The sequence below is a fragment of the Mycobacterium sp. 48b genome (assembly GCF_048282725.1).
In the GTDB taxonomy this organism is placed as follows: Bacteria; Actinomycetota; Actinomycetes; order Mycobacteriales; family Mycobacteriaceae; genus Mycobacterium.
Genome location: NZ_JBLVUL010000001.1, coordinates 5391926 through 5404469, shown reverse-complemented (window position 1 = coordinate 5404469; position 12544 = coordinate 5391926). Strand labels below are relative to the sequence as shown.

Sequence of the window (12544 nt, the reverse complement as noted above, 5' to 3'; positions counted from 1 at the left end):
GTCGATCTCACCACTTGACGCCATCCTGACTGTCAGACTTGACGCATGTCAAGTTTTGAACTGGCGCGTCGTGGATGCAAAGGTCTAATGCCATGACCGCCGAATCGATACCGGGGAGCAGCAATGGCTCCACCGGGCGTCCGCAGGCCCGTCGCAGCCGGGGTGACCGGCAACGCGAGGCGATCGTGGCGGCCGTGCGGGACCTGCTCGAGGAGCAGTCGTTCGCCGATCTGTCGGTGAGCACCATCAGCGAACGCGCCGGGGTGGCCCGGTCGGGCTTCTACTTCTACTTCGATTCGAAGTACGCGGTGCTGGCCGTGATCGTCTCCGACGCGATGGAACAACTCGCCGCGTTGACGCACAACTACGCGCCGCGGGACGCGGGTGAGACACCCGCCGCCTTCGCCAAGCGGATGGTCGGCAGCGCGGCGACCGTCTTCGCCACCAACGACCCGATCATGTCGGCCTGCACCGTCGCCCAGAACACCGACGCCCAGATCCGCGAGTTGATGAACGACTACGAGGACGCCGTGATCGACCAGATCGTGGGCCTCGTCGAACAAGACGCCGGTGCCCGGCCGATCTCGGACGACCTGCCCGCGCTGGTCCGGACCCTGGTGGCGACCACGGCGATGACGCTCTCGCACGACTCCGCCTTCGTCGGGCGGGGCACCGACCCGGCGCGCGCGCTCGACGTGGTCGAGCGACTGTGGCTCAACGCACTGTGGGGTGGCCAGGAGGGCTAGCGTCACAGGTAAGGTCACCGCTATGGGGAGTGATACCGCGGGTAACGCCCGGGCTGACTTTCGGGGCAAGAAGTGTTTGATCACCGGCGCGGCCAGCGGCATCGGCCGCGCCACGGCGCTGGCACTGGCAGCCCGTGGCGCTGAGTTGTACCTGACCGACCGGGACGAGGTCGGGCTGGCCCAGACCGTGGCCGATGCCCGGGCACTGGGCGCCCAGGTGCCTGCCCACCGGGCCTTGGACATCTCCGACTACGACCAGGTGGCGGCCTTCGGTGCCGACATCCACGCGGCGCATTCCGCGATGGACGTGGTGATGAACATCGCCGGGGTGTCGGCATGGGGGACCGTCGACCAACTCACCCATCAACATTGGCGGTCGATGATCGACGTCAACCTGATGGGACCGATCCACGTGATCGAGACGTTCCTGCCGCCGATGGTGGAGGCCCGCCGCGGTGGGCATCTGGTGAACGTGTCCTCGGCCGCGGGCATCGTCGCGCTGCCATGGCACAGCGCCTACAGCGCCAGCAAGTACGGGTTGCGCGGGCTGAGCGAGGTGCTGCGCTTCGACCTGGCCCGCCACCGCATCGGAGTGTCGGTCGTGGTGCCCGGTGCGGTGAAAACCGGTCTGGTGCAGACGGTTCAGATCGCCGGCGTGGACCGGGAGGACCCGAACGTGCAGAAGTGGGTGGACCGGTTCGCCGGCCACGCCATCTCGCCGGAGAAGGCCGCCGACAAGATCCTGGCCGGGGTGGGCCGCAACCGCTTCATGATCTACACCTCTGCCGACATCCGCGCCCTGTACGCGTTCAAGCGGGTCGCGTGGTGGCCCTACAGCGTGGCGATGCGGCAGGTCAACGTGTTGTTCAGCCGGGCGCTGCGGCCGAAATCCGTGCAGCCCTAGCGTTTTCCCCAATGCCAGGACGGCGTGTTGAGCATGCCGAACCCTTCCACCTTCGTCTCGCCCCACTGCTTGTAGAGCTCCACCTCGATAGCGTTGCCGCGCTGCTCCTCGGCGGCCGGTGTGGCCTCCAGGAAGTCCAGCAGGGCGCGCGAATGGGTCACCACGACCACCTGCGATTGTTTGGCCGCAGTGCGGATCAGTGAGGCCAACGGCCGGACCAGGTCGGGGTGCAAGGAGGTCTCGGGCTCGTTGAGCACCATCAACGAGGGGGGCCGGGGACTGGCCAGGGCCGTCGCCCACAGCAGGAAACGCAGCGTGCCGTCCGACAATTCGGCCGCGCGAAGAGGTCGCAGCATCCCACGCTGACGCAGTTGAAGGTCGAACAGCCCGTCGTTGACCGCAACCGAGACCGTCGCTCCGTCGAAGGCGTCGGCAACTGCGCGGGCCAAGTCGTCGAAGGTCGTCTCGACGATCGTCTGCACCGCCGCAGCCAGATCGGAGCCGTCATCGGAGAGCACCGGGGTGCGGGTGCCGACGTGTGGTTGACGCGCAGGAGCCCCGGCGTCGACGCGGAACCCGTCGTAGAACCGCCAGTCGCGGAGACGGTCGGACACCGCCGACAGTTCGGGAAGCGCGTGGGGGTGGGCGTATTCGGCCAGCACGCTGCGGTAGGACGGCAGCGAGCGGGTCAGCTCGTCGAAACCCCGGCCCGACTGCGCGGCGACTTCGGCGTACTCGCGAGTGCGGCTCACCAGTGTCGAGGCCGGGCGCAACACCGGCCCTGCGAACACCACCTCCCGTTTGATCTCCGGATCGAGTGAGAATGCCGACGGTGTTCCACCGGATCCGGCCATCTGCGGCAGCCCCAGATCGACCAGGTAGCCGAAATCATCTGCGGAGAAACCGAGTTCAAGCGACACCGGGCGGGTACGGACGGTGCCCTGGGCCTGCTCGCTCGGTTTTTCCGGGCCTGCCCATAAGACCGACTGCAGGCCGCCCTCGCGGGCCAGCGAGCCGATCACCTGGCCCCGCCCGCAGTCCGCCAGCAGCCGCAGTGCGCGGTAGATGGACGACTTGCCGGTGCCGTTGGCGCCGGTCACCACCGTGAGTTCGGCCAGCGGCAGGATCACCTCTCGTAATGAGCGGTAGCCCCGGATCGCGATGGTCTGCAGCATGGGGACGAGGTTATTGGTCGGCGGTGACAATCGCGGCAGCCGGAACATCGTCCATCGACAGTTCGAGCCGAACCCCCAGCAGCCGGACGGGTCGGTCCAGCTCGAACTGATCGAAGACCGTCAGCGCGGTGTCGGTGATCAGGCCGGCGTCGGTGCTCGGCGAACTCAGCTTGCGGATCTTGGTGCGCGTATAGAAGGTGCTGGTACGCACCGTGACCGCCACGCGGGTGACGATGCGCCCCTGCTCGACCACCTCGTCCAGGGTTCGTCGAGTCAGCTCGCGGATCGCGTCCTCCATCTCGCTGCGCTCGGTGAGATCGGCGGGAAAGGTGATGACGTGACTGCGTGAGCGTGGAATCCACGGCTCGGAGCTCACCTCGGTATCACCGCCGCCCTTGGCCAGCAACAGGATCCACAGCCCGGTACTGGGCCCAAAGGCCGACGTGAGCACGGTCGCATCGGTGGCGGCCAGATCGGCGACTGTGGTGATGCCCAGCGTGGCAAGCTTTTTCGTGGTCTTGGGTCCGACGCCCCACAGCGCATCGGTCGGGCGGTCGCCCATCACCGACATCCAGTTGGCCTCGGTGAGCACGTAGACACCTGCGGGTTTGGCCAGTCCCGTCGCCACCTTGGCACGCTGCTTGTTGTCGCTGATACCCACCGAGCAGGACAGCCCGGTCTCGGCGGCGATCACCGTGCGGATGCGCTCGGCCAGCTCGACCGGATCGCTCACGTCGGCTCCCAGGTAGGCCTCGTCCCAGCCCCAGACCTCCAGCGGGTGGCCGAGATCGCGCAGCAGGCTCATCACCTGTTCGGAAGCCGCGTCGTAGGCGTCCGGGTCCGACGGCAGAAAGGTGGCGTCGGGGCATTTGCGTGCCGCCGTGCGCAGCGGCATGCCGGCGTGCACCCCGAACTCACGCGCCTGATACGACGCACAGGTGACCACCTTGCGGGGCTCGGTGGGGTCACCGCTGCCGCCGACGATGACGGGCAGGCCCTCGAGTTCGGGGTGGCGGCGCAGCTCCACCGACGCCAGGAACTGGTCCAGGTCGACATGTAGCACCCAGGCGGTCATGGCGCTAGTGGCCACACAACTTGCGGGCCGTGTCCTGCCACGCTGCCGTCAGCTCGTCGAGGCTGCGGCCGGCGGAGAGCTGGTGGGCCAGGTAGTCAGGGTCCAGTAGCGCGATCAGCGCGTCGGCCTGGGCGTCGAGATCGCCTGTGGTGCAGGCAGTTTCGAGAAGCATCCGAACGTGGGTGCGGTGCAGGGTGAACGGGCCGGTGTAGCGCAGGGCGGGATCCCGGATGGCATCGGACAGCAGGGCCTGGTGGCAGTGCACGAACCGGAGGCGATCCGCGCCGTAGGCCAGCAGTCGTTCCAGCGGGGGTGCGCCGGGCCCCAGCGGGGGCGGACCGAACATGAAGGCGTCCTGTTCGGCGGTCTCGTCCTCGTCGAGGAGCACCATCATCAACCCCGCACGGCTGCCGAACCTGCGGAACACCGTGCCCTTCCCGACGCCGGCCTCGATCGCGATATCGTCGGTGCTGACCGCGTCCGGTCCCCGTTCGGCGATGAGCCGGCGCGCGGCGTCGAGAATGAGCACGCGGTTTCGGGCGGCATCGCCGCGTTCTTGTGGCGCCGGGTCGATGCCCGCGAGCTGGGTCGGGCGGTCGGAGGCTGCCACAACTGCACTTTAACTCAGATGGAATTAATCGGACCACAGTCCGGTTGATCGTTGCGAGAATCGGGCGAGACGAACAAGGGAGTGGTGAACATGGCCGATGTCAAGGTCTTGGTGTTGGTAGGAAGCCTGCGTGCAGCCTCGATCAACAGGCAGCTCGCCGAACTGGCGGTGGAGCAGGCGCCCGACGGGGTGGAACTGAAGATCTTCGATCGGCTGGGGGAGTTGCCCTTCTACAACGAGGACGTCGACACCGCGGAGGTGGCCGAGCCCGTGGTCGCGCTGCGTGCGGCGGCCGCCGAGGCCGACGCCGCACTGGTGGTCACGCCCGAATACAACGGCAGCATCCCCGGCGTGTTGAAGAACGCCATCGACTGGCTGTCGCGGCCGTGGGGCAACGGCGCGCTCAAGGACAAGCCGCTGGCGGTCGTCGGGGCGGCACTCGGGCAGTACGGCGGGGTGTGGGCGCACGACGAGACTCGTAAATCCTTCGGCATCGCCGGGCCGCGCGTGGTCGAAGATCTGAAGCTGTCGGTGCCGTCCAAGTCGCTCGACGGCAAGCACCCCAGGGAGAACGTCGAGGTGGCAGAGACGCTGCGCGACATTGTGAGCAAGCTCACAACCGAGGTCGGCTGAGGGGTCGTCTTCGCGTTTTGCCGTTTGCGCCGCTTTCCGGCAAAATCTTGCCGCCGGCTGGGTCGTTCCGACCCGGCCGGCGGCTTTGCTATTGGGGGGTCTTGCGCTTTGCGGCGGACGGACTTGTCGGTGCCTGGTGCTACATCTGGTGGTGCGGCGCGACACGGTCTGTCAAGTCGAGCGCGACACGCCGTGAACGTGGTTGCTGGCAAGCTTACGACCTGGGAATTTCAGAAATGTTATTCAGAACATGTTGTATGGCTTCGAACTGTCGGCCACTAGGTGTAGTGTCTGTGAGACCGACAGGCCACCACAGTTCGGGTGCCGGCCGGAGCGCAGCGAATCCGGCCGAGTCGGTTTCAAGACCAGCCGGAGAGCGGCTTCGACCGGCAGGAATTTTGGCGGCCCGAAGGTCGCTGAACTTAAGCGAAACGTAAGACCCGATCAGTTGCCAGTCACCTGTCTAGTTTGTTCACTTTCCGCAAGAGGAGCCGTACCGAAGATGACCGTCACCGTGTACACCAAGCCCGCATGCGTGCAGTGCAACGCCACCTACAAGGCGTTGGAAAAGCAGGGCATCGAGTTCGAGAAGGTCGACATCACCCTCGACAGCGAGGCCCGTGACTACGTCATGGCGCTCGGTTACCTGCAGGCCCCGGTGGTCGTCGCCGGCAACGAGCACTGGTCGGGCTTCCGGCCGGATCGGATCAAGGCCCTCAGCACGGTCGCGGCGACCGCGTAACAGAAGGTCATCACTACGGGGGAGGACGGAGAACACGATGAGTCACCTCGTCTACTTCTCCAGTGTCTCGGAGAACACCCACCGCTTCGTCCAGAAGCTGCATTGGCCCGAAGACCGAGTCACCAGGATTCCCCTGCACGGCCGCATCGAGGTGAACGAGCCTTACGTTCTGATCCTTCCGACTTACGGCGGCGGCCGGGCCACCCCCGACATCAACAACGGGGGCTACGTGCCCAAGCAGGTCATCGCATTTCTGAACAATGAACACAACCGGTCGTTGATCCGCGGCGTCATTGCCGCGGGCAACAACAACTTCGGTGCGGAATTCGCGTACGCGGGCGATGTGGTCTCGCGCAAATGCGGTGTGCCGTACCTGTATCGCTTCGAACTCATGGGGACCCCGGACGACGTCGAAGCTGTCCGTTCGGGGTTGAAAGACTTTTGGAAGGACCAGACGTGCCACCAACCGTCACAGCTGCAGAGCCTGTAACCACCCCCGGGCATACGCTGCCCGGAGAGACTGATTACCACGCGCTCAACGCGATGCTGAATCTGTACGACGCCGACGGCAAGATTCAGTTCGACAAGGATGTGCGGGCCGCGCGGGAGTACTTCCTGCAGCACGTCAACCAGAACACGGTGTTCTTCCACAGTCAGGACGAGAAGCTCGACTACCTGATCGAGAAGGAGTACTACGAGCGCGAGGTGCTCGATCAGTACAGCCGCAACTTCGTCAAGAGCCTGCTGGATCGCGCGTATGCCAAGAAGTTCCGGTTCCCGACGTTCCTCGGCGCGTTCAAGTACTACACCTCCTACACGCTCAAGACCTTCGACGGGAAGCGCTACCTGGAGCGCTTCGAAGACCGCGTCGTGATGGTGGCACTGGCCCTGGCCGCTGGTGACACCGTGCTGGCCGAGAAGCTCGTCGACGAGATCATCGACGGCCGCTTCCAGCCGGCCACCCCGACATTCCTCAACTCGGGCAAGAAGCAGCGCGGCGAGCCGGTGTCCTGCTTCCTGCTGCGCATCGAGGACAACATGGAGTCCATCGGGCGCTCGATCAACTCGGCCCTGCAGCTGTCCAAGCGCGGTGGTGGAGTTGCCCTGTTGCTGACCAACATTCGTGAGCACGGCGCCCCGATCAAGAACATCGAGAACCAGAGCTCGGGCGTCATCCCGATCATGAAGCTGCTGGAGGACTCGTTCTCCTACGCCAACCAGCTCGGCGCCCGCCAGGGTGCCGGTGCGGTGTACCTGCATGCGCACCACCCCGACATCTACCGGTTCCTCGACACCAAGCGCGAGAACGCCGACGAGAAGATCCGGATCAAGACGCTGAGCCTCGGCGTGGTGATCCCGGACATCACCTTCGAGCTGGCCAAGAAGAACGAGGACATGTACCTGTTCTCGCCGTACGACGTCGAGAAGGTCTACGGCGTTCCGTTCGCCGACATCTCGGTGACCGAGAAGTACTACGAGATGGTCGACGACGCGCGGATCCGCAAGACCAAGATCAAGGCGCGCGAATTCTTCCAGACGCTGGCCGAGCTGCAGTTCGAGTCGGGCTACCCGTACATCATGTACGAGGACACGGTGAACCGGGCCAACCCGATCGCCGGCAAGATCACCCACTCCAACCTGTGCTCGGAGATCCTGCAGGTCTCCACCGCCTCGGAGTTCAACGACGATCTGTCCTACTCCAAGGTGGGCAAGGACATCTCGTGCAACCTGGGGTCGATGAACATCGCCAAGACGATGGACTCACCGGACTTCGCCCAGTCCATCGAGGTGGCCATCCGGGCGCTGACCGCGGTGAGCGACCAGACCCACATCTGGTCGGTGCCGTCGATCGAGCAGGGCAACAACAGCTCGCACGCGATCGGCCTGGGGCAGATGAACCTGCACGGGTACCTGGCCCGCGAACGGATCCACTACGGATCCGAAGAGGGCATCGACTTCACCAACATCTACTTCTACACCGTGCTGTTCCACGCGCTGCGGGCCTCGAATCTCATTGCGATTGAACGAGGCACCAGCTTCGGCGGGTTCGAGGACTCGAAGTACGCCTCCGGTGAGTTCTTCGACAAGTACACCGAGCAGGCGTGGGAGCCGGCCACCGACAAGGTGCGGCAGATCTTCGCCGACGCCGAGATCCACATTCCGACACAGGATGACTGGAAGCAGTTGAAGGAGTCGGTGCAGGAGCACGGCATCTACAACCAGAACCTGCAGGCCGTCCCGCCGACCGGGTCGATCTCCTACATCAACCACTCGACGTCGTCGATCCACCCGGTGGCGAGCAAGATCGAGATCCGCAAGGAAGGCAAGATCGGCCGGGTCTACTACCCGGCGCCGTATCTGACCAACGACAACCTGGAGTACTACCAGGACGCGTACGAGATCGGATACGAGAAGATCATCGACACCTATGCCGCGGCGACTCAGCATGTGGATCAAGGTCTTTCGCTGACGCTCTTCTTCAAGGACACCGCCAGCACCCGCGACGTCAACAAGGCGCAGATCTACGCCTGGCGCAAGGGAATCAAGACGCTGTACTACATCCGGCTCCGCCAGATGGCGCTGCAAGGCACCGAGGTAGAAAATTGCGTCAGCTGCATGTTGTGACGCACTACTAGACAGGTCGCAGGCCAGGGGAGATTCCCCTGGCCTGCTTCTATCGCAGCAGTGACGTCGAGTGACCGTCGTCGGCTGTGCGAGACAGCGTCAGTCCGTGCTCGGTCATGTAGTCGCCGATGAGCTACTCAGGGGCGAATGGCCAGTTGTTGCACGCAAATCGCGAAAAAGTGTCTGACAACTGGCCATTCGGCGTCGGCCGAGGACAACATCGCGGAGATGCGCCGTTCAAATCGAGTGGGCTCAGGCGTGCAACAGCGAACCTATTCCGTGGACGTAATCCGTTGCCGCAAGCCGGTGAGTCGGGCGTACTCGTCGAATTCTGCAATCGCAGCGTTGCCGGTCACGGGGTCGGTGAGTTCCGCACGGGTCCAATCGTCGGTCCAGTCGATGACCCAGCCTGACATCACTGCCAGACCATGCATGGCGGATCGGTGATCCTCGATCGTGCCGGCCGTCAATGCCATCGGCACCCTCGCCGGGAACCGATGGTCGATCCGAGGCCGGGCGAACTCGAGGTCACCCAGCAGGAGCACGGCCAGGGAGCCCCCGCCAAGGGACACAACGTAGGTGATGCCGCCGCCCGTCACCGCCGCCACTACCGCACCGATTTCGAGCGCCGCGTACTCCGCTGCAGTATCGGGGTCGCTGCCGACCGGGAAGGGCACCTCGTCGTTCAGGAGGCTGGGCAGACCGTCAGCACGGCCGCGCTCCAGAATCATCTGTGCGCCCGCGCGACCGCCGGACGGCAGCGCACGACCCCAGAGGATCGACTGCGGACCGGGCGCGACGCTGGCCATCAACTCGACCGTGGTGGCCAGTGTCTGCCCAGATTCGTGACCAGTGAAGACAAGGGAATCCTCAGCCAAGTCCGCCGCGTAGTCGAACTCGCCGCCCAGCCGTTCCTCCACTCCCTCCTGAAGAAGGAGTTGACTCAAGGCGGCATACAGCGCCCCACTGTCGTGCAATACCCGCAAGTCCTCGAATGCGATGGCCACATCCAGACACTAGTGCTGCACGGCCGCCGTTTCGTATCGGTGCGGCACTGACCTCGCGCCGGTCCGTTGCCGTTCTTGGCTTTTGGTGCTTCGACCCGGTCTCCAATCGAAATACGATGGCTTCACGAACGGGTAGCCGCGTGCCGGAGTTGGGCAGGACAGGTGGGTGCCAACGTCCTTGAGCGGTCCGCTGACGAACATAGGAGTCCCAGAACGTGAGCTACGACTTCACGGTGCTGATCCCCGAACTCATCGGCACCCACGAACAAGCTTTGGCGCTACACAACGCGATGTGTGAACAACCGCAAGGCCCCGTGCCTGACAACGTGCAGCGATTCATGGATGAACTGCATCAGAAGTACGGCTACGAGAACGACGAGGAGTCAGGGTTCCTCAGCGTCGCGCCGATCGACGGGGACGCGCGAGGAGCGGTGGTGCCGACATGGATCGGTTCGATACCCGAGAACCGTGCCGCGATGTTGGAGCTCGCCCGCGACCACGGTTTGGGACTCTACGATCCGCAGCGCGATCGGCTGTACGATCCGCGCGGCCACATCCAGGGACTCACCGTGACATTGGGCGACGGATGGGACGTGCCTTACCTCAGCCCCGCTCTGCTGAGTGATCTCTTCGATCACCCCCACCCTGAATATCCGTGGGTGATCATCGAGCGAGCCGACCAGTTCTACATCCAGTCGAAATTTCCACTGGATGAGCAGGTGGAGGTCGAGTATCGGCGCGGTGGCCCGGACCGTCACTATCAGGCGGTCACGCCGGATCGCCAACTGGCCCAAAAGGTTTTGTGGGGGTGGGCCACCGAGAGCGCTGGCTGGGAATCAATGCTGCAGTGGGAGCCGATGGACTTCACCTAGACCACGCAGGCCGGTATTGCGAGCTTCCGGATCAGCTTTCCCGGCCCTGCTCCGCACGCAGCGCCTTCAGTCGCCGCTGCTCGGACAGCACGTTCTGGTAGCTCTTGCGTTCGGCGACCAGCCACTCCGGCTTCTCCTCGAGCAGCTGATCGATCTGCTCGGTGGTGAGCGCATCCCCGACATCGCCGCGCGCCAGGCCGGCGATCGAGATGCCGAGCTTGGCTGCCACGAGGTTCTTCGGGTGCGGCCCGTTCTTGCGGAGATCCTTGAGCCACTGCGGTGGGTCGGCCTGCAACTCGGCGAGCTCGGCGCGGGTGATCGCGTTCTCCTGAAACTCCGCGGGTGTGGCGGGCAAGTACACGTCCAGCTTCTTCGCCGCGGTAGCGGGTTTCATGGACTGCGCGTTTGGCCTGCTCATGGCTTCAGCGTATCGGTAACCTGAGGCGGTGACCCCGCAGTCCCTCACCCTCGCGTACGTCCCTGGCGGGACGCCCGCGAAGTGGGCTCGGATCTGGACGGAGCGCCACCCCGAGGTGCGGCTGCAATTGCACGCCGTTGCTGCGACGGATGCAGCTGCCGCGGTGCGGGACGGCGCGGCCGACGTGGCGTTGCTCCGCCCGTCCGCCGACATGTCCGGGCTGGCGGTGATCCCGCTCTACGAGGAGACAACGGTGGCGGTGATCCCGACTGATCACCTTCTCAGCGCCGTCGACGAGGTCACCGCCGCAGACCTCGAGGGCGAGCCGACGCTGGTTCCGCTCGACGATGTTGTCGGTTGGGCGGGGGCTCCCGGCGCGCCGGTGGACCACCGGCCGGAGACCACGCAGGACGCGATAGAACTCGTCGCCGCAGGGATGGGAGCGCTGATCGTGCCCCAGTCGCTGGCACGGCTGCATCACCGTAAGGACCTCACATACCGGCCGATCACCGAGGCGCCCACCTGCCCGGTCGCGCTCGCTTTCCCGGAAGGCCCGCAGCCGGAACTCGTCGAGGAGTTCATCGGGATCGTGCGGGGCCGCAAAGCCGGCTCGTCGCGGGGACAAGCCCAGCCGGCACCGAAACGCACCGCACGGGAGAAGACTCTCGCCAAGCAGGCCGCCCGTGCGGCCGCGGGCAAGGTGGCGCGCAAGCCGGGTTCGGCCAAGCGTGGGCGGCGCTGACATACCCGAGGCAGGGGCGGTTCGGGAATCCCGAGCGGGCGCAGTGGGTTCGTGCACATATGACAACTAGCGGTGATGCAGCGTCTTTCGGCCCCAGCGCGCCCGGATACGTCTGGAAATCGACTACAGACGTCGAACCGGTCGAAGTCTTTCCCGGAATCACCGTCCAACTGCTCTGGAAGGGCGCCAACGGGGCAAAAGCGGCGGTCACAACGATCGCGCCGGGCGCGGCATGGGTCGGTGAAGACCTACACGACCCGGGCCCTGAAGAGGTCTATGTCGTCTCCGGTGTATTCAACGACGGCGTGAACGACTACGCCGCAGGCACTTTCCTGCACGCGCCCGCCGGGTCGTGGCATGTACCGCAGTCGACGGAGGGGTGCGTGCTGTTCCTTTTCTATCCGGAAGGCTAGGGACACGGGGCGCGGCCCGATCTACCTTTCGTTTGACCGTTAACCCTCGATAGCAGAATGCCATTCGGTATAGAGCGCATCGATCAGCACCGCGACTTCGTCGTAGGTATCCCACGTGTCCGGGGTCTCGTACGTCGAGTCATGACGGGCGACGACGGGTACGTGCCCATACTGGCGAAGGTAGGGCCGGTAGGCGGACGAGGCGAACGCATTGCCCGTGTCGGTCAGCATGAACGGATCGATCTGGTCGACACAATGCCGGCGTAGGTATTCCCCCGGGGTGATCGTCCGCTCGTACAGCTCGGGCCGGGCGTAGTCGGGCTGCGTCATGCCGTGCAGGGCGAGCCATGCCATGAACATCCCGATGTGCGTGCCGGCAGCTGCCAACTCCAGGCCGGTGTCGATCGCCGTATCGTGATGCCAGCCGGCGTCGTCATACGTCATGGATCGAGGCTATGCCCTGCCAGCAGTGCCCTGCTGCACCAATTTTCGTTCTGCGAAACGCAATCCGCTGTCGGTGTGTTCACGCTGCAATCGTCGAAACTTCATTTGCTGATTTGGTAGCCTCCCCGTCAATATCAC

General features: G+C 64.8%; 15 protein-coding genes. 9 read left to right on the top strand and 6 right to left on the bottom strand.

Annotated features, from left to right (window positions below):
* Positions 1-92: 92 nt before the first annotated feature.
* A complete protein-coding gene (locus tag ACNQR1_RS26395; RefSeq protein ID WP_276127915.1) occupies positions 93-746 on the top strand; it encodes a TetR/AcrR family transcriptional regulator in 654 nt (217 codons plus the stop codon).
* Positions 747-768: 22 nt separating this feature from the next.
* Positions 769-1650, top strand: a complete 882-nt coding sequence (locus tag ACNQR1_RS26390; protein ID WP_418048577.1) for an SDR family oxidoreductase — start codon at positions 769-771, stop codon at positions 1648-1650.
* Here ACNQR1_RS26390 and ACNQR1_RS26385 read toward each other — a convergent pair.
* From ACNQR1_RS26385 to ACNQR1_RS26375, 3 genes are read right to left on the bottom strand one after another with little or no spacing between them, the layout of a single operon-like run.
* Positions 1647-2825 carry an AAA family ATPase gene (locus tag ACNQR1_RS26385; RefSeq protein ID WP_418048576.1) on the bottom strand — a complete coding sequence of 393 codons (1179 nt, stop codon included), beginning with the start codon at positions 2823-2825 and terminating at the stop codon, positions 1647-1649. The two genes, ACNQR1_RS26390 and ACNQR1_RS26385, sit on opposite strands and share 4 nt — an antisense overlap.
* A 10-nt stretch (positions 2826-2835) precedes the next feature.
* Positions 2836-3900: a DNA polymerase IV gene (locus ACNQR1_RS26380; RefSeq protein ID WP_418048575.1), complete on the bottom strand. Its 1065-nt coding sequence runs from the start codon at positions 3898-3900 to the stop codon at positions 2836-2838.
* Between the two features lie 4 nt (positions 3901-3904).
* A complete protein-coding gene (locus tag ACNQR1_RS26375) occupies positions 3905-4510 on the bottom strand; it encodes a helix-turn-helix domain-containing protein (protein ID WP_418048574.1) in 606 nt (201 codons plus the stop codon).
* 90 nt (positions 4511-4600) lie between these two features.
* Here ACNQR1_RS26375 and ACNQR1_RS26370 point away from each other — a divergent pair, with 90 nt between their 5' ends.
* From ACNQR1_RS26370 to nrdE, 4 genes are all read left to right on the top strand, one after another.
* Complete coding sequence (locus ACNQR1_RS26370) at positions 4601-5143, top strand: NAD(P)H-dependent oxidoreductase (protein WP_418048573.1); 543 nt, start codon at positions 4601-4603, stop codon at positions 5141-5143.
* Between the two features lie 502 nt (positions 5144-5645).
* Complete coding sequence (locus tag ACNQR1_RS26365; protein WP_163662789.1) at positions 5646-5885, top strand: redoxin NrdH; 240 nt, start codon at positions 5646-5648, stop codon at positions 5883-5885.
* Positions 5886-5922: 37 nt separating this feature from the next.
* Positions 5923-6375, top strand: a complete 453-nt coding sequence (nrdI, locus tag ACNQR1_RS26360) for a class Ib ribonucleoside-diphosphate reductase assembly flavoprotein NrdI (RefSeq protein ID WP_418048572.1) — start codon at positions 5923-5925, stop codon at positions 6373-6375.
* A gap of 17 nt (positions 6376-6392) precedes the next feature.
* A complete protein-coding gene (gene nrdE, locus ACNQR1_RS26355) occupies positions 6393-8510 on the top strand; it encodes a class 1b ribonucleoside-diphosphate reductase subunit alpha (RefSeq protein ID WP_418050515.1) in 2118 nt (705 codons plus the stop codon).
* Positions 8511-8782: 272 nt separating this feature from the next.
* Here the strand turns inward: nrdE and ACNQR1_RS26350 are convergent, their stop codons facing one another.
* The gene (locus ACNQR1_RS26350; protein ID WP_418048571.1) at positions 8783-9517 is read right to left on the bottom strand and encodes a DUF6882 domain-containing protein; all 735 of its coding nucleotides are present in this window, start codon (positions 9515-9517) and stop codon (positions 8783-8785) included.
* Positions 9518-9732: 215 nt separating this feature from the next.
* On the opposite strand from ACNQR1_RS26350, the gene ACNQR1_RS26345 reads away from it, so the two are divergent.
* Positions 9733-10389, top strand: coding sequence for a hypothetical protein (locus tag ACNQR1_RS26345; protein WP_418048570.1), 657 nt, complete (start codon positions 9733-9735; stop codon positions 10387-10389).
* Between the two features lie 31 nt (positions 10390-10420).
* On the opposite strand, the gene ACNQR1_RS26340 is transcribed toward ACNQR1_RS26345, so the two are convergent.
* Positions 10421-10807, bottom strand: a complete 387-nt coding sequence (locus tag ACNQR1_RS26340; protein ID WP_418048569.1) for a DUF5997 family protein — start codon at positions 10805-10807, stop codon at positions 10421-10423.
* A gap of 28 nt (positions 10808-10835) precedes the next feature.
* Here ACNQR1_RS26340 and ACNQR1_RS26335 point away from each other — a divergent pair, with 28 nt between their 5' ends.
* Both ACNQR1_RS26335 and ACNQR1_RS26330 read left to right on the top strand, forming a co-directional pair.
* A complete protein-coding gene (locus tag ACNQR1_RS26335) occupies positions 10836-11549 on the top strand; it encodes a LysR substrate-binding domain-containing protein (protein ID WP_418048568.1) in 714 nt (237 codons plus the stop codon).
* Positions 11550-11608: 59 nt separating this feature from the next.
* The gene (locus ACNQR1_RS26330) at positions 11609-11962 is read left to right on the top strand and encodes a cupin domain-containing protein (RefSeq protein WP_418048567.1); all 354 of its coding nucleotides are present in this window, start codon (positions 11609-11611) and stop codon (positions 11960-11962) included.
* A 39-nt stretch (positions 11963-12001) separates the two neighbouring features.
* Here ACNQR1_RS26330 and ACNQR1_RS26325 read toward each other — a convergent pair whose 3' ends face one another.
* Complete coding sequence (locus ACNQR1_RS26325) at positions 12002-12406, bottom strand: hypothetical protein (RefSeq protein ID WP_418048566.1); 405 nt, start codon at positions 12404-12406, stop codon at positions 12002-12004.
* Positions 12407-12544 lie beyond the last annotated feature (138 nt).

Bases quoted from the DNA above. Each gene is read 5' to 3' on its own strand.
- ACNQR1_RS26370 (WP_418048573.1), top strand. From the start codon at position 4,601: ATGGCCGATGTCAAGGTCTTGGTGTTGGTAGGAAGCCTGCGTGCAGCC.
- ACNQR1_RS26390 (WP_418048577.1), top strand. From the start codon at position 769: ATGGGGAGTGATACCGCGGGTAACGCCCGGGCTGACTTTCGGGGCAAG.
- ACNQR1_RS26325 (WP_418048566.1), bottom strand. From the start codon at position 12,406: ATGACGTATGACGACGCCGGCTGGCATCACGATACGGCGATCGACACC.
- ACNQR1_RS26380 (WP_418048575.1), bottom strand. From the start codon at position 3,900: ATGACCGCCTGGGTGCTACATGTCGACCTGGACCAGTTCCTGGCGTCG.
- ACNQR1_RS26330 (WP_418048567.1), top strand. From the start codon at position 11,609: ATGACAACTAGCGGTGATGCAGCGTCTTTCGGCCCCAGCGCGCCCGGA.
- nrdI (WP_418048572.1), top strand. From the start codon at position 5,923: ATGAGTCACCTCGTCTACTTCTCCAGTGTCTCGGAGAACACCCACCGC.
- ACNQR1_RS26385 (WP_418048576.1), bottom strand. From the start codon at position 2,825: ATGCTGCAGACCATCGCGATCCGGGGCTACCGCTCATTACGAGAGGTG.
- ACNQR1_RS26340 (WP_418048569.1), bottom strand. From the start codon at position 10,807: ATGAGCAGGCCAAACGCGCAGTCCATGAAACCCGCTACCGCGGCGAAG.
- ACNQR1_RS26395 (WP_276127915.1), top strand. From the start codon at position 93: ATGACCGCCGAATCGATACCGGGGAGCAGCAATGGCTCCACCGGGCGT.
- ACNQR1_RS26365 (WP_163662789.1), top strand. From the start codon at position 5,646: ATGACCGTCACCGTGTACACCAAGCCCGCATGCGTGCAGTGCAACGCC.